Annotated in this window: 21 protein-coding genes and 1 tRNA gene; 10 read left to right on the forward strand and 12 right to left on the reverse strand. The window is 66.2% G+C overall.

Going from position 1 to position 19,797, the window contains the following annotated elements:
* Positions 1-321: 321 nt before the first annotated feature.
* Both AC1DFU_RS11235 and AC1DFU_RS11240 read right to left on the reverse strand, forming a co-directional pair.
* Positions 322-618 (reverse strand): BrnA antitoxin family protein, encoded by a 297-nt coding sequence (locus AC1DFU_RS11235; protein WP_441592088.1) that lies wholly within the window; start codon positions 616-618, stop codon positions 322-324.
* Entirely contained in the window at positions 587-922 is a 336-nt protein-coding gene (locus AC1DFU_RS11240; protein ID WP_441592090.1) for a BrnT family toxin, read from the reverse strand. Before AC1DFU_RS11240 ends, AC1DFU_RS11235 begins: the two co-directional genes overlap by 32 nt.
* Positions 923-1,171: 249 nt before the next feature.
* On the opposite strand from AC1DFU_RS11240, the gene AC1DFU_RS11245 reads away from it, so the two are divergent.
* On the forward strand, positions 1,172-1,642 hold the full coding sequence (locus AC1DFU_RS11245) for a pilin (protein ID WP_441592092.1): 471 nt from the start codon (positions 1,172-1,174) through the stop codon (positions 1,640-1,642).
* A 57-nt stretch (positions 1,643-1,699) separates the two neighbouring features.
* Here the strand turns inward: AC1DFU_RS11245 and AC1DFU_RS11250 are convergent, their stop codons facing one another.
* Entirely contained in the window at positions 1,700-2,524 is an 825-nt protein-coding gene (locus tag AC1DFU_RS11250; RefSeq protein WP_441592093.1) for an inositol monophosphatase family protein, read from the reverse strand.
* A 215-nt stretch (positions 2,525-2,739) separates the two neighbouring features.
* Between AC1DFU_RS11250 and AC1DFU_RS11255 the strand changes: the two genes are divergently transcribed.
* Together AC1DFU_RS11255 and cysE are read left to right on the forward strand one after the other, a co-directional pair.
* Positions 2,740-3,663 carry an RNA methyltransferase gene (locus tag AC1DFU_RS11255; protein WP_441592094.1) on the forward strand — a complete coding sequence of 308 codons (924 nt, stop codon included), beginning with the start codon at positions 2,740-2,742 and terminating at the stop codon, positions 3,661-3,663.
* Positions 3,664-3,913: 250 nt separating this feature from the next.
* Positions 3,914-4,657, forward strand: coding sequence for a serine O-acetyltransferase (gene cysE, locus AC1DFU_RS11260; protein WP_092292677.1), 744 nt, complete (start codon positions 3,914-3,916; stop codon positions 4,655-4,657).
* 34 nt (positions 4,658-4,691) lie between these two features.
* Here cysE and AC1DFU_RS11265 read toward each other — a convergent pair whose 3' ends face one another.
* From AC1DFU_RS11265 to AC1DFU_RS11280, 4 genes are all read right to left on the reverse strand, one after another.
* Complete coding sequence (locus tag AC1DFU_RS11265) at positions 4,692-5,495, reverse strand: UDP-2,3-diacylglucosamine diphosphatase (RefSeq protein ID WP_441592095.1); 804 nt, start codon at positions 5,493-5,495, stop codon at positions 4,692-4,694.
* 70 nt (positions 5,496-5,565) lie between these two features.
* Complete coding sequence (locus tag AC1DFU_RS11270) at positions 5,566-6,066, reverse strand: peptidylprolyl isomerase (RefSeq protein WP_441592097.1); 501 nt, start codon at positions 6,064-6,066, stop codon at positions 5,566-5,568.
* A gap of 39 nt (positions 6,067-6,105) precedes the next feature.
* The gene (locus AC1DFU_RS11275) at positions 6,106-6,708 is read right to left on the reverse strand and encodes a peptidylprolyl isomerase (protein ID WP_092292683.1); all 603 of its coding nucleotides are present in this window, start codon (positions 6,706-6,708) and stop codon (positions 6,106-6,108) included.
* Between the two features lie 96 nt (positions 6,709-6,804).
* Entirely contained in the window at positions 6,805-7,467 is a 663-nt protein-coding gene (locus tag AC1DFU_RS11280; protein ID WP_441592099.1) for a tetratricopeptide repeat protein, read from the reverse strand.
* 178 nt (positions 7,468-7,645) lie between these two features.
* On the opposite strand from AC1DFU_RS11280, the gene cysS reads away from it, so the two are divergent.
* The 7 genes from cysS to AC1DFU_RS11315 all read left to right on the forward strand — a co-directional run bounded on the left by cysS (position 7,646) and on the right by AC1DFU_RS11315 (position 14,715).
* Positions 7,646-9,034: a cysteine--tRNA ligase gene (gene cysS, locus AC1DFU_RS11285; protein WP_092292686.1), complete on the forward strand. Its 1,389-nt coding sequence runs from the start codon at positions 7,646-7,648 to the stop codon at positions 9,032-9,034.
* Complete coding sequence (locus AC1DFU_RS11290; RefSeq protein ID WP_092292688.1) at positions 9,031-9,810, forward strand: DNA-3-methyladenine glycosylase family protein; 780 nt, start codon at positions 9,031-9,033, stop codon at positions 9,808-9,810. The genes cysS and AC1DFU_RS11290 overlap by 4 nt, the downstream gene beginning before the upstream one ends.
* 135 nt (positions 9,811-9,945) lie before the next feature.
* Positions 9,946-10,917, forward strand: a complete 972-nt coding sequence (locus tag AC1DFU_RS11295; protein ID WP_441592101.1) for an acetyl-CoA carboxylase carboxyltransferase subunit alpha — start codon at positions 9,946-9,948, stop codon at positions 10,915-10,917.
* A complete protein-coding gene (gene tilS / locus AC1DFU_RS11300) occupies positions 10,883-12,340 on the forward strand; it encodes a tRNA lysidine(34) synthetase TilS (protein WP_441592103.1) in 1,458 nt (485 codons plus the stop codon). Before AC1DFU_RS11295 ends, tilS begins: the two co-directional genes overlap by 35 nt.
* Before the next feature lie 103 nt (positions 12,341-12,443).
* Positions 12,444-13,694 (forward strand): aspartate kinase, encoded by a 1,251-nt coding sequence (locus AC1DFU_RS11305; RefSeq protein WP_092292692.1) that lies wholly within the window; start codon positions 12,444-12,446, stop codon positions 13,692-13,694.
* Between the two features lie 138 nt (positions 13,695-13,832).
* A tRNA-Ser gene (locus AC1DFU_RS11310) sits at positions 13,833-13,926 on the forward strand.
* Positions 13,927-14,157: 231 nt separating this feature from the next.
* The gene (locus AC1DFU_RS11315) at positions 14,158-14,715 is read left to right on the forward strand and encodes a J domain-containing protein (RefSeq protein WP_441592105.1); all 558 of its coding nucleotides are present in this window, start codon (positions 14,158-14,160) and stop codon (positions 14,713-14,715) included.
* A gap of 12 nt (positions 14,716-14,727) precedes the next feature.
* On the opposite strand, the gene AC1DFU_RS11320 is transcribed toward AC1DFU_RS11315, so the two are convergent.
* The 5 genes from AC1DFU_RS11320 to AC1DFU_RS11340 form a co-directional block, all read right to left on the reverse strand.
* Positions 14,728-15,711: a Bug family tripartite tricarboxylate transporter substrate binding protein gene (locus AC1DFU_RS11320; protein ID WP_092292696.1), complete on the reverse strand. Its 984-nt coding sequence runs from the start codon at positions 15,709-15,711 to the stop codon at positions 14,728-14,730.
* Positions 15,712-15,804: 93 nt separating this feature from the next.
* Positions 15,805-16,599: an SDR family oxidoreductase gene (locus AC1DFU_RS11325; protein ID WP_441592107.1), complete on the reverse strand. Its 795-nt coding sequence runs from the start codon at positions 16,597-16,599 to the stop codon at positions 15,805-15,807.
* Positions 16,600-16,608: 9 nt separating this feature from the next.
* Entirely contained in the window at positions 16,609-17,574 is a 966-nt protein-coding gene (locus AC1DFU_RS11330; protein WP_092292700.1) for a Bug family tripartite tricarboxylate transporter substrate binding protein, read from the reverse strand.
* Between the two features lie 62 nt (positions 17,575-17,636).
* Positions 17,637-18,581 carry a hydroxymethylglutaryl-CoA lyase gene (locus AC1DFU_RS11335; RefSeq protein WP_441592108.1) on the reverse strand — a complete coding sequence of 315 codons (945 nt, stop codon included), beginning with the start codon at positions 18,579-18,581 and terminating at the stop codon, positions 17,637-17,639.
* Complete coding sequence (locus AC1DFU_RS11340; protein WP_441592110.1) at positions 18,578-19,777, reverse strand: CaiB/BaiF CoA transferase family protein; 1,200 nt, start codon at positions 19,775-19,777, stop codon at positions 18,578-18,580. Before AC1DFU_RS11340 ends, AC1DFU_RS11335 begins: the two co-directional genes overlap by 4 nt.
* Between the last annotated feature and the right edge of the window lie 20 nt (positions 19,778-19,797).

A 19,797-nucleotide genomic window follows, 5' to 3' on the forward strand; every position in this document is an offset into this window, starting at 1 on the left:
GCGGTGGACTTGGTGTCCGGCGCGGCGGTGGTGTCTCCAGGCGCCGCCTCGGCGGACGTGTCTGGCGTGGCAGGCACGTCAGGGGTGGGGCCGAGGGCGTCCCCGGCATCACGATCGGCGGAAAGGGCTTCTACGGACATGCATTCCTCTCGGGCGGCCACGGTGGGTCGCCGGTATATCGATTGCCGTCAGGCGGATTGCCTCCGCCACGGCACAAAGCGGCATTTTACTGCCTGCCCGTGCCCGCACCTTGAGGCAAATTCTGAAAATGCGTGAGAAATGTTCTCAGCGCTGGCCTTCTTGTCGGAAATCACGCCGCGCTCAGCGCGGCAGCATCCGGTGCGTGTGTGCATAGGCACGCAGGATCTCGTTGATGCGCGTCTGCCAGCCGTCGCCGGTGGCCTTGAACGCCTCCACCACGTCGCGGTCCGCGCGCATGTTCAGCGTGACCTTGCGGGCCTCCGGCGGCAGGGCGGGGCGCCCGCGGCGCGGGGCCGGGCGCATTTGCTCGAGCTGCGCGTCGGTCAGCGGCGGGTTGTCGGGGGCGCTGAGTGCGCCGCGCGTGATCGCGGCGTCCTCGGCATCGTCAGGAATGTGGATCGTTTGCTTTGTCGACATAGTTCAAGACCTCTCGGCGGTTTGCCTTGCGCAGGCTGATCACCCGCATCACATTGCCGCGCATCGTGTAGACCATCACGTAGATCCGTTGACCAATCGGACCCACCGCAATCGTGCGGGCCTCGTTGTAGTCGTAGGGGGTGTCGATGACGACCTGCGCGGCGTCCAGATCGAGCATGACTGCCACCTCCAGCGACACGCCATGCTTGAAGCGGTTGACGAGATCCTTGGCGGCATCGAACTCGATGAAGACGGAATTAGTGTATGGACAACAAAGAAACGGGTCAAGATATTTTTTGCCCATGCATAAAATATGGGAATTGTCTGGTGCAACCCATCGTAGGGGCCGGGCAGCCCAAGGTCTTTGGGAGGATTCTGAAAAAACGTCGGCGCGCCTGACGAGAATTGTCAGGCGGCGGATATGTCACGCGGCAAACTGTCACCCACGCCGGTTCGGCGGCGGAATTGCGCCAAATCCTGTCACTTTTGGGGCTTTTCGCGGCTGGCACGTAGTTTGGATAGGAGTAGGCGGTCAACCTGCCGGAATCGCGCGATGCCAAACATCCCAACAGACAACCCCCGACTGCCCCAGCGGCTGCGCCGGGGATTTACGCTGATCGAAATGATGATCGTCGTGGCCGTCATCGGCATCCTTGCCGCGCTGGCGATTCCGGCCTATCAGCAATACATCATCAAGACGCAGATCTCACGCGGGTTCTGGGAGGCCGCGAACTACAAGACGGCCGTGGAGGAGCGCATTCACAACGGCGTGTTCGCGTTCCCGGACCCGGTGGGCACGCTTGGCTACGTGCGCTCGACGCTGACGGCGACGGCCGATACCTTCGCGTTCAATGCCGATGGCTCGGGCGCGATCGTCGTGCTGCTCGATGGCGAGGTGCATCCCCTGGTGCGCGGTGCACGGATCACGGTTGGCAGGCTCACGAACGGCGGATGGACCTGTGCCGTGCGCGGCGATGGCCTCACGTCGATGGTGTTGCCGAGCGGTTGCACGCTCGAGAGTTAACGAAAAACAGGCGCCCGGAGGCGCCTGTTGTAGCGTGCAGCGAGCCGCGTGGGTCGCTTAGATCGCGGCGGACGGCTTGGCGTTGTCCAACGAGAAGGGCGACAGCAGACGCACCATCTGCGCGAACGCCTTCGGGTTGCCGGCCAGCACTTCGCCCTGTTCCATTTGGCGCGATTCGCCCGCGTAGTTGCCCACCAGGCCACCAGCCTCGGTGATCAGCAGCATGCCGGCGGCCATGTCCCACGGCTTCAGGCCGCGTTCGAAGAAGCCGTCCAGGCGGCCGCAGGCCACGTAGGCCAGGTCCAGCGCGGCGGCGCCCGGGCGACGCAGGCCGGCGCAGCTACGCGTCATCAGCGCGAACATTTCGAGGTATTCGTCCACGCCTTCCAGGTCGCGGAACGGGAAGCCGGTGCCGATCAGGCAGTCGGCCAGCTTGTCACGGCGGGTCACGCGGATGCGGCGGTTGTTCAGGAACGCGCCGGCGCCCTTGCTGGCGGTGAACAGTTCATCGCGCGTGGGGTCGTAGACCACGGCCTGCACGGGCACGCCCTTGTGCAACTGGCCGATGGAGACCGCGTACTGCGGAAAACCGTGGATGAAGTTGGTGGTGCCGTCCAGCGGGTCGATGACCCACGTGTATTCGGCCTCCGGATCGCCGTCGACCCAGGACTGGCCGGACTCTTCCGCTAGAATGGCGTGCTCGGGATAGGCGGTGCGGATGATCTCGATGATCGCGGCTTCGGCGCTGCGATCGACCTCGGTCACGAAATCGTTGTGTTGCTTGCGCGAAACGCGCACGAGATCGACGTCCATGGACGCGCGGTTGATGATGGAACCCGCCTTGCGGGCCGCCTTGACGGCGATATTGAGCATCGGATGCATGAATCTCTCCAGGCGGCGGGGCAGGGGCGCGCACCGGCACGCCAGGCCTCGCGGCGGCGCGTGCGGGGGGCCCAATAACCGGCCGAACAACACAACGAATTGTAGAAGAACGAGGCACGCCGCCCGGACAACCGGCGCCGCACCCACAAATTTGAAGGCTGCATTGTATAGGAAGCCGGCCCACCGCACGAGCCCGGCTACCTGAACTCCACTGAATGAACAAAGACTCCGCTTCGGAAACCAACAAGACCCTGCCAGACGGATCGACGCCTGTAAGTGATGCGTTGTCCATTTTTCACCGTGTCCGCGTGGTGCTCGTCGAAACCAGCCACCCCGGTAATGTCGGATCGGTCGCGCGGGCGATGAAGACCATGGGCTTTGGCGCGGGGGCCGGCAGCCTTGTGCTGGTGAACCCGCGCGAGCCGGACGTGCTCCATCACCCCGATGCCGTGGCGATGGCCAGCGGCGCTGGCGATGTGCTTGTTGATGCACAAATCGTCCCGGATATCGAATCCGCGTTGGCTGGCGCGGCCTATACCGTGGCGATGACCGCCCGCCAACGCGAGTTCGGCCCGCCGCGCCTGCTGCCGCGCGATGCCGCAGCGCGCGGGTATGAAGTGCTGGCAGCAGCACCCGATGCCGTGATCGCCTTCGTGTTCGGCAACGAGCGCTACGGCCTGCCCAACGACGCGGTGGAGCGCTGCGCCGCCGTGACCCACATTCCGGCGAATCCGGCGTATGCCTCGCTGAACCTCGCCCAGGCGGTGCAGTTGATCACCTATGAGATGCGTCTGGCGCTGTTGGCCGCGCCCGAGGCGCGCCCGGACGCCTCGCGTGATATCGGCTATGCTGGGGAGCCCGCCACGGCCGAGCAGATCGAATCGATGTTCGGTCACCTCCAGGCGGGCCTGGCGGCCATCGGCTTTCTCGATCCGACCAACCCGCGCAAGCTGATGTCGCGTCTGCGGCGCCTGTTCGCGCGGGCCGGGCTGGAGCGCGAGGAGGTCAATATCCTGCGCGGCATTGCCAAGCGGATGATGATCGCGGCGGGCGACCCATCGGACAAGATCGAAACCTCCAAAACGTCCCAACCGTCCAAGACGTCCGATAAGCCCGGCGAGACTGACAAGGAACCGTAAGACTGTGACGACTATCGCGGCAGTGTTGATCCCTGCATCTCTGGCACCCACGCCGGCACGATGTTGAACCCGGGCCCCGCGCAAAGTCCCTGACGACGTCGGGGGCGGCGCCCATGGCCGGGCGGCAGGCTCACAAATCTCTTACACTCCCTGCTCGCGCGCCTGGACGTCCCCCGAGTCCTGTCCCTTGATACTAAAAAAAGCGCTCCGGCCAAACACGGCGCCGGCGACCGCTCACGACACGATAAAGATGTTCACTCGCCTGAAGGAAGATATCGACACGATCATGCTGCGCGATCCCGCCGCGCGCAGCCGTCTGGAAGTGCTGACCTGCTATCCCGGGCTGCACGCCGTGATATTCCACCGCGTGGCCAACGTGTGCTGGCGCGGTGGCCTGCACTGGCTGGGCCGATGGATTTCGCACTGGTCGCGCTTTCTCACCGGCATCGAGATCCATCCGGCGGTCAAGCTGGGCCGGCGCGTGTTCATCGATCACGGCATGGGCGTGGTGATTGGCGAGACCGCCGAGATCGGCGACGACTGCACGATTTACCAGGGCGTGACGCTGGGCGGCACCTCGCTATACAAGGGCCAGAAGCGGCATCCGACGCTGGGCGCGGGCGTGGTGGTCAGCGCCGGGGCCAAGGTGCTGGGCGGCTTCGTTGTGGGTGATGGCGCCCGCGTGGGCTCGAACGCCGTGGTGCTGAAGCCGGTGCCGCCTGGCGCCACGGCCGTGGGCATTCCCGCGCGCATCATCATGCCTGACGCGCCAGCGGCGCAGCAGGGCGCCAAGCAGGAGTTCTCGGCCTACGGCATCACGCCGAACGCGGACGACCCGGTCTCGCTGGCGCTCAAAAGCCTGATCGACAACGCCGCCAAGCAGCATGATCGCATCGAGGCCGTGCTGGCCGCGCTCGACCGTCTTGGCGAGCATCTCGAAAACACACCGAACGACCGCTTCGACGCGAGCGAACTGCGCAAGATGATGAAGTAGGCAACGGATCGCTGCCTCGGTCGACCTAGTCGACCTAGTCGAGTTGGGGCAGCACCGTGAAGCCATCCGCGCCAAGCCGCAGCACGGCCGCGCGCGGATGGCGGCCATCGAGATCCCAGTCGGTCAGCACCCAGCGCACGGTCTCGCCGTGGGCATGGCGCGCGGGCCGGTGGGTATGGCCGTGGATGAGCGTGGCGGCGCCATGGACGTCCAGCAGCGCGGCGACGGCGGCGGGCGTGGCATCGCCGTAGGTGGGTGGGGTGGCGGCCGGATTGGCCAGTTGCCGTGCGCGGCCCGCCTCGCTGTCCGCGCGCAGCCGTTGCGCCACGGCCATGCGTGCCGAGAGCGGCAACGCCAGGAACAGCCGCTGCACCCAGCGCTTGCGCGTCCAGTGGCGGAAGCGCATGTAGCGGACGTCATCGGTACAGAGCATGTCGCCGTGACTCAGGACCACGCGCTGGCCGGCACACTCAATCAGCGTGGGATCGGGCAGCAGCGTGGCGCCGGCAGCCGCCGCGAAGTGCGCGCCGATCAGGAAATCGCGGTTGCCGTGCATCAGGTACACCGACACGCCGGCATCGGCCAGGCGCCGTAGCGACGCAGCCACATCGGCGGCGAACGGCGAGGCCGTTTCTTCGTCGCCGACCCAGAATTCAAAGAAATCGCCAAGGATAAACAGCGCGCGCGCGTCTTGCGCGGCGCGGTCCAGCACGCGCCGGAACGCGGCCAGCGTGCGGGGCATGCCCGGCGTGAGATGGAGGTCGGAAATGAACCACGCCGGCGCCGGCACCTGCAAGGGCAGGGGCGCGGACGCCGGCGGGCGGGGCGTGGCGGTCATGCGCGTCGAGGGTTCGGGATCATGCCGCCAGCGGAGAGCATTAATTGCAACAGGATTGGTGCAAAGACACTTATTCGACCACAACGGCCTTTTCGATCACCACGTCATCCACCGGTACGTCCTGGTGGAAGCCCGAGCTGCCCGTGCGCACGGCCTTGATCTGGTCGACCACTTCGGTGCCTTCCACGACCTTGCCGAACACGGCGTAGCCGAAGCCTTGCGGCGTGGGCGAGCTGAAGTTCAGGAAGTCGTTGTCCACCACGTTGATGAAGAACTGGGCCGTGGCCGAATGCGGCGCGTTGGTGCGGGCCATCGCCACGGTGTACTTGTCGTTCTTCAGGCCGTTGCCGGCTTCGTTCTCGATTGCGGCGTCGGTGTCCTTCTGCTTCATGCCGGGTTCGAAACCGCCGCCCTGGATCATGAAGTTCTTGATCACGCGGTGGAAAACCGTGTTGTCGTAGTGGCCCTTGCGCACGTACGACAGGAAGTTTTCGACCGATTTCGGTGCCTTTTCGGCGTCGAGTTCGATGGTGATGACACCCTGGTTGGTGTGCAGTTGTACCTTGGACATGGCGTTACCTCTGTTCTATGGCGGTTGGTGTTCGGGGTGTTACTTGACGACAGTGGCCGATTCGATCACGACCGGCGCAGCCGGCACGTTGCGCATGGCGCCGTAGGCCGTGGTGGGCATCGACTTGATCTTGTCGATCGTGTCCATGCCTTCCACCACCTTGCCGAAGACGGCGTAGCCGTTGCCATCGGGCTGCGGGTAGTCGAGGTTCGGATTATCCACCACATTGACGAAGAACTGCGCGGTGGCCGAGTTCGGATTGGACGTGCGGGCCATGGCCACGGTGCCGGCCTTGTTCTTCAGGCCGTTCTGCGCTTCGAGCGGAATCGGCGCGCGCGTTGGCTTCTCCTTCATGTCGCGGTCGAAGCCGCCGCCCTGGACCATGAAGCCATTGATCACGCGGTGGAAGATCGTGCCGCCGTAGAAGCCGCTTTTCACGTACTCCATGAAATTGGAGACGGTCTTGGGCGCGGCTTCCGGGTACACCTCGATGGTGAACTTGCCGGCGTTCGTGACGAACTGCACGCGCTCGGTCTTGGGCGCGGCGGCGGCCGGGCTGGCGCCCTGGGCCATCGCGGCCAGTGGAGACAGGGCGGCGGCGGCCATCAGGCCAGCCAGGACGATGCGGCGGGAAACGGTCATGTTCTGGACTCCGTGATGCGGGATTGGGGGCTGGCGGCGCCTGGCAAACGTTCGGAAACGATCGCCGGCGCCCGCAAGCCTGCTAGGGGTGGATGATCAGCGTGCCGCCGGGGCACTGGCCGGCGCAGGCGCTGCCGCAGCCGGGCGTACCTGCTGCAGTGCAGCGGCGGCGCGGGTGTCCTTCGGATTGCGCTTCACGGCCTGGGCGTAGGCCTGTTCGGCCAGGCGCCGGTACACATCGCCCAGATTGCTATAGGCGATGGCATAGTCGGGGCGCGAATCCAGCGCGGCGAGCAGTTCGGCTTCGGCACGCTTCAGGTCGCCGCGCTTGGCGTAGAGCAGGGCGAGGTTGTTGTGCGGCTCGGGCAGCTCGGGGAAGTCCTGGGCCATTTCCGAGAAGGCCTTGATGGCGTCGTCCTCGCGCCCGGCCTGGGCCAGCGACCAGGCACGCTGGAAGCGCGCCTGCGCGTTGCGCGGGTTGGCGGCCAGCACGCGGTCGAAGCCCTCTACGGCGTCGTCGTAGCGCTTGTCCTTCACGGCTTTTTCCGCCGGAACCATGCCGGGGTCCGCCGAGCGGGGGCCAGTACCGGGTGCCGGCGGCGCCTCCAGATACCGCGGGCCCTGCGCGAACGCCGGGGCGGCGAGCAGGGCGCCGGCCATGGCCAGTACGCCCGCCACGGCGCGGAAGGGGCTGGCACGGCGGCCGGCGGCAGGGGCGGGGCGGGAGGTCATGGTCGGGGTGGGCAGAAGCAGGCTCATGTAAGGGCGGTCCGTTATACTCCGCGGCATTCTAGCAAAGCGGCAGGACGTGCAGCACAGGCCGCAGGGCCTTCCGGTAAGATATGGGGCCCGCACGCCGTGGCCCGCATGCTTGTGCGCGTCCGCCGAACGGCGTCCCGCGGTGCCGGTGCGTCCTCCTTCACTCTTCGATCGCTTCATGCAGCAACTGAACATCTACAACACGCTCGCGCGTGAAAAGCAGCCTTTCGTGCCAATCGAACCGGGCAAGGTCCGCATGTATGTGTGCGGCATGACCGTGTACGACTATTGTCACGTCGGCCACGCGCGCGTGATGGTGGTGTTCGACATGGTGCACCGCTGGCTGCGCGCCGCCGGCTATGACGTGACGTACGTGCAGAACATCACGGACATCGACGACAAGATCATCCGCCGGGCGGCCGAGAATGGCGAGACAATTGGCCAGCTGACCACGCGCTTCATCCAGTACATGCACGAGGATGCCGCCGCGCTGGGCATCATCCGCCCCGATCACGAGCCCCGCGCCACCGACTTCGTGCCGCAGATGCTGAACCTGATCGAGAAGCTCGAGGCCAACGGCCTGGCCTACCAGGCGGCCGATGGCGATGTGAACTACTCGGTGCGCAAGTTCCAGGGCTACGGCAAGCTGTCCGGCAAGTCGCTGGAAGACCTGCGCGCCGGTGAGCGCGTGACCGCCAACGACGCCAAGCAGGACCCGCTCGACTTCGTGCTGTGGAAGTCCGCCAAGCCGACCGAGCCGCCCGAGACCAAATGGGACTCGAAGTGGGGCAGCGGCCGGCCGGGCTGGCATATCGAATGCTCGGCCATGAGCTGCACGCTGCTGGGCGAGCATTTCGACATCCACGGCGGCGGCGCCGACCTCCAGTTCCCGCACCACGAGAACGAAATCGCCCAGTCCGAGGGCGCGAGCGGCAAGCCGTTCGTCAATATGTGGATGCATAACGGCTTCGTGCGCGTGAACGACGAAAAGATGTCGAAGTCGCTCGGCAACTTCTTCACGATCCGCGAGGTGCTGAAGGCCTACGACCCGGAAGTCGTGCGCTTCTTCATCCTGCGCGCCCACTACCGCAGCCCGCTGAACTACAGCGACGCCCACCTGGACGACGCCCGCCACGCGCTGACGCGCCTGTACACGGCGCTCAAGGAAACGCAGCCCGGCGGCTGCGCGGTCGATTGGGAGGAGCCGCACGCCAAGCGCTTCGCCGAGGCGATGAACGACGACTTCAACACGCCGATCGCGATGGCGGTGCTGTTTGACCTCGCCAGCGAGGTCAATCGCTCCGGCTCGGCACAGATGGCGCGCCAGCTCAAGTCGCTGGCCGGCACGCTGGGCCTGCTCGAGCGCGATCCGCATACCTTCCTGCAGGGCGGCAAGGTGGCCGATGGCCCCACGGCCGAGCAGATCGAGGAGCGCATCGCTGCGCGCAAGGCCGCCAAGGCCGCGCGCAATTTCGCCGAGGCGGACGGCATTCGTGCCGAACTGCTCGCGGCCGGCGTGGTGCTCGAGGACAAGCCAGGCGGTGCCACCGAGTGGAGGCGTGCTTGAACGCTGCCGCGCGCAAGCCGAAGGTGGCCGGGAAGCCGGCTGCCAAGGTGCCCGGCAAGGTGGCGACCAAGTCGACCAAGGCGGCCGGCAAGGCCGCCAAGCCGGCATTGCCCGAAGCCAAGGCGGTGCCGCTGCCGGTGGAGACGGTCGTCGACGCAGTACGTCCCGCCTATTGGGACGAGGCCTGCGCCGACCTGATGAAGCGCGACCGCATCCTCAAGAAGATGATTCCGACGTATGGCCCCGCGCACCTGATCTCGCGCGGTGATCCATTCGTCACGTTGGCGCGCTCCGTCGTCGGCCAGCAGATCTCGGTGAAGGCCGCGCAGTCGGTCTGGGAGCGCCTGGTCACGATGTGTCCGAAGCTCACGCCGGCCCAGTTCCTGAAGTCCGGCGCCGAGCAGCTCGCTACCTGTGGCCTTTCTCGCCGCAAAGCCGAATACATCATCGATCTGGCTGAACATTTCAAGGCCGGGCGCGTCCATGTGAAAGAGTGGGCAGCGATGGACGACGAGGCGGTGATCGCCGAGTTGATCCAGATCCGCGGCATCGGCCGCTGGACGGCCGAGATGTTCCTGATGTTCAATCTGATGCGGCCGAACGTGCTGCCGCTCGATGATGTCGGATTGATCAACGCGATCTCCGCCAACTACTTTAGTGGCGAACCCGTCACCCGCAGCGAGGCGCGCGAGGTGGCGGCCAACTGGGAACCGTGGCGCACGGTGGCCACGTGGTACATGTGGCGCAGCCTCGACCCCCTACCGGTGACTTACTAGGAACCACGCAGTCCATCAACAGGCAGTGACGGCGTTGATTTTGCGCATAAGTGCTTGAAAATCAACATATCGGGCGGTCGAAACCGGTATTTTTTCCGGTAGAATGCGCCCCTTCACAGACAGGTCCGTGTTTCTATGAAAACCACCTTCCTGGATTTTGAACAGCCGATTGCCGAGCTCGAGGCAAAAATCGAAGAACTGCGCTTTGTGCAGGATGACTCGGCTGTAGATATTTCCGAAGAGATTTCGCGGCTGGCCGGCAAGAGCCAGCAGCTGACCAAAGACATTTACGCCAACCTGACCCCGTGGCAGGTTGCGCAGATCGCCCGCCATCCGCAGCGTCCGTACACGCTGGACTACGTGCGGGAGATCTTCACCGACTTCCATGAACTGCACGGCGACCGCGCTTTCGCGGACGACCTGTCCATCGTCGGCGGCCTGGCCCGCTTCAATGGCCAGGCGTGCATGGTGCTTGGCCACCAGAAGGGCCGTGACACGAAGGAGCGCGCGCTGCGCAACTTCGGCATGTCCAAGCCCGAGGGCTACCGCAAGGCCAAGCGCCTGATGGAGCTGGCGGACAAGTTCGGCCTGCCGATCTTCACCTTCGTCGATACGCCGGGCGCATTCCCGGGCATCGACGCCGAGGAGCGCGGCCAGTCGGAAGCCATCGGTCACAACCTGTTTGTGATGGCCGGCCTGAAGGTGCCCCTGATCGCCACGATCATCGGCGAAGGCGGCTCGGGCGGCGCGCTGGCGATTGCCGTGGGCGACGTGGTGCAGATGCTGCAATTCGCTACCTATGCGGTGATCTCGCCGGAAGGCTGCGCTTCCATCCTCTGGAAGACCGCCGAGAAGGCACCGGAAGCCGCCGAGGCACTGGGCCTGACCGCGCACCGCCTGAAGGCGCTGGGCCTGATCGACAAGATCGTGAGCGAGCCGCTGGGCGGCGCGCATCGCGATCCGAAGAACATGGCGACGATGCTCAAGCGCTCGCTGGCGGAATCGCTGCGCCAGTTCCAGGGCATGAGCGTCAAGGAACTGCAGACACGCCGGCACGAACGGCTGATGGCCTATGGCAAGTTCAAGGAAACCGGCGCCCAGGAATGACGGGCGCGCCGGTGTGGTGCCGTTGACCGCACCCCTGACCGACAAGGTCGCACGGGCTCTCCAGGCCGGTGCGGCCTTTGTTGTTTCTGGCGGCGCGGCGCCGGTCACGGTGGCCGTGGCGCTCTCGGGCGGGCGCGATTCGGTGGCCTTGCTCCATGCCACGCGCGCCGCGGTGGCCCAAGGCACGGCGCTGGCCTCGGCCGTGCGCGTGGTGGCGCTGCACGTCCATCACGGCCTGCAGGCGCCGGCCGACGACTGGGAGCACTTCTGCGCGACGCTGTGCCGCGAGGCGCAGGTGCCGCTGGTCACCGAGCGCGTGACCGTGCAGGCGCTGGCGGGCGAGGGCATCGAGGCCGCCGCGCGCCGGGCCCGGTATGCCGCGCTCGGGCGTATGTGCCGGGCGCACGGCGCCGCGCTGCTGCTGTTCGCCCATCATCGCGACGATCAGGTGGAAACGGTGCTGATGCGGCTGTTCCGCGGCGCTGGCGTGGCTGGTATGGCCGGCATGCCCGCGCGGCGGCCGCTGGACGCGCAGGGCGACGTGCAACTGCTACGGCCCTGGCTCGATGTCTCGCGCGACGAGATCGACGCCTATTGCGCCGCGCACGGGCTGTCGTGGATCGAAGATCCTTCAAATGCCGATACCCGCTTCGTCCGCAATGCCCTGCGCGCACAACTGCCGGCGCTGCGCGAGGCCTTCCCCGCGCTGGTCGAGAACGTGCTCCAGGCCGCCTCGCATTTCGGCCAGGCAGCGGCCATGCTCGACGGGCTCGCGGCCGGTGAGCTGGCCCGTCTCGTCTCGCCGGGGCGCGACGCGGACACCCTTGCTGAACTCGATCTGGCCGGCCTGCGTGCCTTGCCCTCCGGCCACGCCGACGCCGTGCTGCGCCACTGGCTGCGCGACCTCGGCGCGCAACCGCCTTCCACGGCGCGGTTGGCCGCAATGCGGGCACAACTGATCGAGCGTGACGGCGGCGAGCCCGCCATCGCGCATGACGGACTGGTGCTGCGGCGTTTCCGCGACAAGGCGCTGGCCTGCCGCGCGGTGCCGGACGCCGCGCCGGCAGCGTTCGAATTCCTCTGGCACGGCGAGGAACGCATCGTGGTGCCGGCATGGCGGGGTGCATTGCGATTCACGCGCGACGACACCTTCGGCGTGCCGGAAGCGGTGCTGCACGGCCCGCTGCGGCTGGCGGCCCGGCAGGGCGGTGAACGGATCGTGCTGCGGCCCGGCGGCCCGGCGCGCGCGCTCAAGCAGGCCTACCAGGAGGCCGCCGTGCCGGCGTGGCGGCGCGCCTGGCTGCCGCTGCTGTGGAGCGGCGCCCAAGTCGTGCTGGCAGCCGGGCTCGGCATGCATCGCCGCTGGCCGGCCGATGCGCCCCATGCGCCACGCTGGCGCGTGGAGTGGGTGGAACTCGACTAGGCTCCCATCGGGAGCAGGGGCAGCGCCCCGCCACAGCCTTGCCTGACGGCCGGCGATCGTGTATTTTCAAGGGCTTTGCACAATCGCTGGCGTCGACAAGAAGATGGCTCTCATCGTTCACAAATACGGCGGCACTTCGATGGGTTCCACGGAACGCATCAAGAATGTCGCCAAGCGCGTGGCCAAGTGGCACCGCGCCGGTCACCGCGTTGTCGTGGTGCCTTCGGCCATGTCGGGTGAAACCAATCGCCTGCTGGGCCTTGCCAAGGAAATTTCCGCGCAGCCTGACCCGCGTGAACTGGACATGCTGGCCTCCACTGGCGAGCAGGCCAGTGTGGCCCTGCTGGCCATCGCGCTGCACGGCGAAGGCATCAACGCGGTCAGCTACACGGGCTGGCAGGTGCCGGTGAAGACCGATTCGGCCTACACCAAGGCGCGGATCGAGTCGATCGACGACGAGCGCATCCTGGGTGACCTGGACGCCGGCCGCGTGGTCGTGATCACGGGCTTCCAGGGCATCGACGACAGCGGCAACGTCACCACGCTGGGCCGTGGTGGCTCCGATACCTCGGCCGTGGCCATCGCCGCCGCCATCGAGGCTGACGAGTGCCTGATCTATACCGACGTGGACGGCGTGTACACGACCGATCCGCGTGTGGTCGAGGACGCCCGCCGCCTGGACCAGATCACCTTCGAGGAAATGCTGGAAATGGCCAGCCTGGGTTCGAAGGTGCTGCAGATCCGCTCGGTGGAGTTCGCCGGCAAGTACCGCGTGAAGACGCGCGTGCTCTCGTCGCTGACCGACCCCCTGATGCCGCTCGAGCAGGAAATGCACTCGGGCACGCTGATTACTTTTGAGGAAGAGTCTGACATGGAAGCAGCCGTCATCTCCGGCATCGCCTTTGCCCGTGACGAAGCCAAGATCACCGTCCTGGGCGTGCCGGACAAGCCGGGCATCGCCTACCAGATCCTGGGCCCGATCGCCGACGCCAATATCGACGTCGACATGATCATCCAGAACCAGTCCGTGGACGGCAAGACCGACTTCACGTTCACGGTGCCGCGCGGCGAGTACCAGCGCGCGCTGACCATCCTGACCGACAGCGTGAAGGGCCATATCGGCGCCGCCAGCGTGTCCGGCGACCCGAAGGTGTCGAAGGTGTCGGTAGTGGGCGTGGGCATGCGCTCGCACGTGGGCATCGCCAGCAAGATGTTCCGCACGCTGTCGGAAGAAGGCATCAACATCCAGATGATCTCCACCTCGGAAATCAAGATCTCGGTGCTGATCGACGAGAAGTACATGGAGCTGGCCGTGCGCGCGCTCCACAAGGTGTTCGAGCTGGATCAGGCGTGATCTGGTGAGTGTTGTGTCTGGCGGGGTAGGTGTCGCGTTTTTTGCGCGATTGGTCATGGAAATGTCATTGACCAGTTGAGACGACCCCGCTAGAATACGCGCTTCGTTGTGCGGCCTCCCTCGCACAACGCAAGTTTGGGAGACGTGGCCGAGAGGTCGAAGGCACTCCCCTGCTAAGGGAGCATCCGGGCCAAAACCTGGATCGAGGGTTCGAATCCCTCCGTCTCCGCCACTACATCGTAATGGCGGCGAACCCCGGAAGATCGCGGTCTTCCGGGGTTTTGTTTTTTCTGGCGCGGGTTTTTCGGACACGACACTGACGAGGCCGATTCCGCCCGACCCGCTCAAGCGAATCGGGGCGGCCATGCAGACGCGCATGAATCTGGCGGCGGCCTGCGGCGAGGTTTGATGCGGTGCGGCATGCTAGGATGGACGCCTCCGTTTTTCGCGCTGCCCCGCCCCCATGAATACGCTCTACGCGACGCTTGGCGTACCGTCCGATGCTACGCTCGACGAGATCAAGCTCGCCTATCGCCGCGCGGCGATGAAGTGGCATCCGGACCGCAACCCCGGTCGCGAAACCGAGGCGCATGCCGCCTTCCAGCAGATTCGCGATGCCTATTCGATCCTGTCCGATGCCGAGCAGCGACGGGTCTTCGACGACGTCTTCGAACGCGAAACGCGCCGCTGGGAAGCCGAGCATGCGGCCGAGGAAGCCGAGGCGCGCGAGGTGCAGGAAGCGGCCAGGCGTGCGGCACAGGAGCACTACGAGAAGATGGTCGCCGTCGCCATGCGTTTTGCCGACGATGGGCACACCCGCGACGTTCTGTTCGGTGTGCTACTGGGCCGGGATTGCGAGGCGGACCTTGCCGGACGCATTGCCGACAGCGTCTGGGCGCTGCACGAGTCGCGCAAGGCCGCGGACGCAGCCGCCCCGTCACCCGAGGCCGCCCCTGCGGAAGCGGAAAAGCCCGTCAGTGCGTTCGAGACGTTCTGGCAGGGGATGTTCCGGTTCCGCTAGCCGCCCCGCGTCTCACTCGACCTTGATGTTGGCGGTCTTGACGACCTCGCCGTACTTCTTCAGGTCCGCCTGGATCTGCTTGCCAAACGCCTCCGATGAATTGCCGACCGGCACGATGCCCAGCGTGGCGAGCCGTTCGCGCGTCTCGGGCTGGTTGACCACGACGTTCAACTCCTTCGACAGTCGGTCGACGATCTCTTTTGGCGTCTTGGCGGGGGCCAGCAATCCCACCCACGAGTCGTTGACCAGGCCTGTGACGCCGGATTCCTCCAGCGTTGGCACATCCGGCAGCGTCGATACGCGGCTCGCGCCGGAGACTGCAATCGCGGTGGCCTTGCCGGTTTTCACGTATTGCTGCGCGCCGGCCACGGCCGTGTACAGCACCGGCAGCGTACCGCCCACCAGATCCCCCATCGCCTGGCCGCCGCCCTTGTAGGGGATGTGCGTCATCTTCAGGCCGGTGCGAGCCTTGAGCAGCTCGCCGGCCAGGTGCGGCGTGCTGCCGGTGCCGGCACTGCCATATGACAACCCTTCGGGTCGGGTCTGCGAATACGCGACGAGTTCCTTCAGGTTCTTTGCCGGTACGGACGGGTGGGTAATCAGGATCAGCGCCGCATCGCCAATCTTGCCGATGGGCACGAAGTCCTTGACCGGGTCGAACGGCACTTTCGGAAAGACATGCGGATTGATGACGATGGTGCCGTCGAAAGCGAGTAGCAGCGTGTAGCCATCTGGCGCCGACTGGGCCGCCATCGCGCTGCCGATATTTCCCGAGGCACCGGGCTTGTTGTCGACCACGATCTGCTGGCCAAGGCGCTGGCCCAGCCTGTCCGCAATGACGCGCGCGCTGGTATCCGACACGCCGCCCGGCGCGAACGGCACGATCAGCCGGATCGGGCGCGACGGGTACTCTTGCGCGAAGGCGCTGGTGCCAGATAGGGCAGGCGTGGCGACGGCAATGGCGCATAGCGCCTTGACGAGGGTACGGCGGTGCATAGGGTCTCCTCCTGATGCAACAGTGAGTTCGGCGGTATTCGCCTGTTATCTGCAATCTGGTGCTGCGGAACCACGGGTACGGCTTCTGTGCGATCAGACGACGATGGGCGTGGTGGCGCCATCGATCGACAGGATCGCCCCCGAGATGTAGGACGCGCGCGCCGACGCGAGAAACAGCACGGCATCGGCGATCTCTTCGGGCGCGGCAAGCCGCCCGAGCCCGGTGCGTTCGTTGGCCTTGCCGAGGGCCTCGTCGACGGTTGTGCCAGCCAGCTTCGCTTCGGCTTCCAGGCCCTGTTGAAGCCGCTCGGTGCGGGTGGCTGACGGGTTGAGGGCGTTCACCCGCACCCCGGACCGGCCATACGCGCTGGCCAGCCCTGCCGTGGCCAGCATCAGGGCGGCATTGGCGGCGCCGCCAGGCAAATGGGTCGGGCTCGCCACCTTGCCGCCCATGCCGACGACATTGACGATGGCGCCGTGGCCGGCCTGGGCCATCCGCTTGATGACCGGGTCGATGACGTGCATGTAGCTGAAGTACTTCGCGTCCATCGCATCGCGCCACGACTGGGGCGTCAGCTCCGCAGGCGGGGTGCGGCGCGCACCCCCGGCGGACGTGACCAGGATGTCGATCCCGCCCAGTGCGGCGGCTGCGGCGTCGACGGCGTGCGCGGCCTGCGCCGCGTCACTGAGGTCGGCCGCAACCGTGAAGGGATCGGCGCCCGGCGCATCGGCCACCAGTGCGGTCCGTGCGGCGGCGAGATTGGCCTCGCTGCGTCCGATGATCGCGACCTTGGCACCTTCACGCAGGAACGCTTGAGCGCAAGCGAGCCCAATGCCGCGGCTGCCGCCGGTGATCAGTACGCGCTTTTCGGTCAGTTCAAGATTCATGGGGTTTTCCTATTCGGGCTGGATGCCACCGCGTTTGGCCACGTCGGCCCATTTCCGCGTTTCCTTGTCGAGGAAGGCGCGAAACTCCGTCGGTGGGGTCAGGACGATGGTAGCCCCTTGGTCTTTCATCTGCTTGGCGAGTGCTGGGTCCTGCGTGACCTGCTGCAGGTCGTGATGGATCTGTTCCACGATGGCCGGAGACATGCCCGCCGGCCCGAACAGGCCATACCAGTTCAGCGATTCCACGCCATCGAGTCCGGCCTCCTTGAACGTCATCGCATCGGGGAAGAGGGACATGCGCTGATCCGCCGCCACGCCGATCACGCGCAGATTGCCGCTTTGCACGTGGGGCAATGCCGTCAGCACGCTGGTGAATCCGGCGCCGACATGGCCGCCGATGACATCGACCATGATCTGTGCGCCGCCCTTGTAGGACACCGGAATGGTCTTGAGATTGCCCGCCTGGCGCAGCAGCTCGCCGGTCAGTCGCGTCTGGCCTTCCGAATAACCGATGCCGAGCGGCTGGCTACGGGCGGCACTGACGAGGTCGGTCAGCGATTTCGCAGGGTTGGACTTCGATACCACCAGCACCATCGGCGAGATGGCGAGGCGTGTGATGGGGGAGAAGCCACGCACCGTGTCGTAGGGCAGGCTTTTCATCAGCACGGGATTGATCGCGTGCGAGCCCACCACCATCAGCAGCGTGTAGCCGTCCGGGGCGGACTTGTGAACGTGACTGGAGCCGATCACGCCGTTGGCGCCGGGCCGGTTGTCCACCACCACCGACTGCCCCCAACGCTCGGACAGCTTCTGCGCGACCAGGCGGCTGACGATATCGGTGCCGCCACCGGGCGCATAGGGCACGACCAGCGTGACGGTCTTTTCCGGCCACTTCGCGGCGGCGTGGCCAGAAGCCAGCGCGGCGGTACAGGCCATGGCGCCCAGCACGCCTCGAATCCAGCGAATGTTCTTCATCAGGTGTCTCCTTCCTATATGGGTCTTGTCTGACCGGATGCTCGGCGGCATCCGTGTCGGCCTTACGTGCCGCTTTTACCGCGTTGGTTCTGCTGGCGCCGCAGCCATGCGATGGAGCGGCCGCCAAGGGGCCGATCCAGCAGCGATTCGGCGAATGTCACCGCATCGAGCAGTCCGTCGAGCGAAATCCCGGTACGCAGGCCGCACTGCTCGGCCATCAGCACCAGGTCTTCGGTGGCCAGGTTGCCTGCCGCGCCGGGGGCAAACGGACAGCCGCCGATGCCGCCCACGCTGGCGTCGAAGCGGCGCACGCCAGCCTCCAGCGCGGCCCATGCGTTGGCGACGCCCAGGCCGCGCGTGTCATGCAGATGCACGGCCAGCGTGCCGGGGTCGAGTGCTTGTGCCAACGTAGCCATGCGCCATTTGACGGCGGCGGGCGCTGCAGCGCCGATGGTGTCGGCGATGACGATCTCTTCCGCGCCGGCGTCCCGCATGCGGCAGGCCAGACGCAACACCGTATCGAGATCGACCGGGCCTTCGAACGGGCAGTCGAACGCGACCGCCACATAGGCACGCGTGCGCAGGCCGAGTTCGCGCGCCCGCACCAGTGTCTGTTCGCTGACATCGGTGGCCGCGTCCAGCCCCATATTGATGTTGCGCTGGTTCATCGTCTCGGTGGCGGAGAGCACCACCGCGATCTCGGTAGCGCCGGCGCCATGCGCGCGTTCCAGGCCCTTGAGATTCGGCACCAGCGTGGAGAGCCGCAGGTCTGGGCACTGCGCCGCAGCGCGCTGGACCACGTCCGCCGCGTCGGCCATCTGCGGCACGGCCTTCGGTGAGACGAAGCTGGTGGCTTCGACGCTCCGTACGCCGGCACGCGCCAGCAGGCGGATCAGTTCTACCTTGGCATCGGTGGAGATGGCGACGGCCTGGTTCTGCAGCCCGTCGCGCGGTGCGACGTCAGTGATGACGATGTCCGGCGTGGCGTGGCGCTGTGCGTCGCTCATGCCACGGCTCCGGCTTCGCGCAGCCGCGCAATCTGTGCGTCGTCATAGCCCAGCGTGTCGCGCAGCACCGTGGCCGTATGCTCGCCCAGCGCGGGCGGACAGGTATAGGCGGCCGTGGTCACCCCGGAAAGCTTCACCGGATTGCCGGGCATCCGCACGGTCTCGCCGGTCTTCAGGGGCACCTCGACAATCATGTCGCGCGCCTCCACCTGCGGCTCGCGCAACGCATGCGCGAAATCGTTGACGGGCCCACACGGAATGCGCGCCTGCCGCAAACGGGCCAGCCAGTAGGCCGACGACTCGGCGCGCAGTTCGTTGGCGATGATGGCGTCGATCCGCGCCTTGTCGGCATAGCGGCCCGGCTGCTTCAGGTACTCGGGCGCGCGCAGTTCGGGATGATCGATCACGCTCAGGAAGCGTTCGAAGAACGCGTCGCCGATGCAGGCAATGATGATGTGGCCGTCGCTGGTCGGATAGGTGTTGTACGGCACGTGCACGAAATGGCTGTTGCCGATACGTTCGGGCACCAGGCCGGACATCAGGTGCATCGTTGCCATGTAGTTCAGCAGCGAGATCTGGGCGTCCAGCATCGAGATGTCCACGTGCTGGCCCACCCCGGTCTGCTCGCGCGCCGCCAGCGCCGCCAGCACGCCGATGGCGCCGAATACCCCGCCGCCCAGATCCCCAACGGGGATGCCGCTGCGTACCGGCGGGCCATCCGACATGCCGGTGATGGACATGCCGCCACCCATGGCCTGCACCACCTGGTCGAACGCGGGCTGCTGCCGGTCCGGCCCGGTCTGGCCGAAGCCGGTGACGGAGCAGGTGATGATGCGCGGGTTGACCTTGGAGAGCGATGCGTAATCGATACCCAGCCGCTCCGTCACGCCAGCGCTGAAATTGTCGAAGACAACGTCGGCATTGCGCACGAGATCCAGAAACACCGCCCGGCCTGCCTCGGACTTCAGGTCCACGCACACGCTTTCCTTGTTGCGGTTCAGCGTGAGGAAGTACGCACCCATCCCGTCGCGGGCGTAGTCCTCGCTCTCCGCCAGCAATTTGCGCGTGCCCTCTCCGGTGCCGGGGGGCTCCACCTTGATCGTGCGGGCACCCAGGTCGGCCAGCAGCATGGTGCCGTACGGGCCCGAGAGCATATGGGTCAGGTCAAGTACGGTGATGTGTCCTAGCGCCTGCATGGCTTCCTCCGTGTTCGTAT

Source organism: Cupriavidus sp. 10L45 (assembly GCF_056395225.1).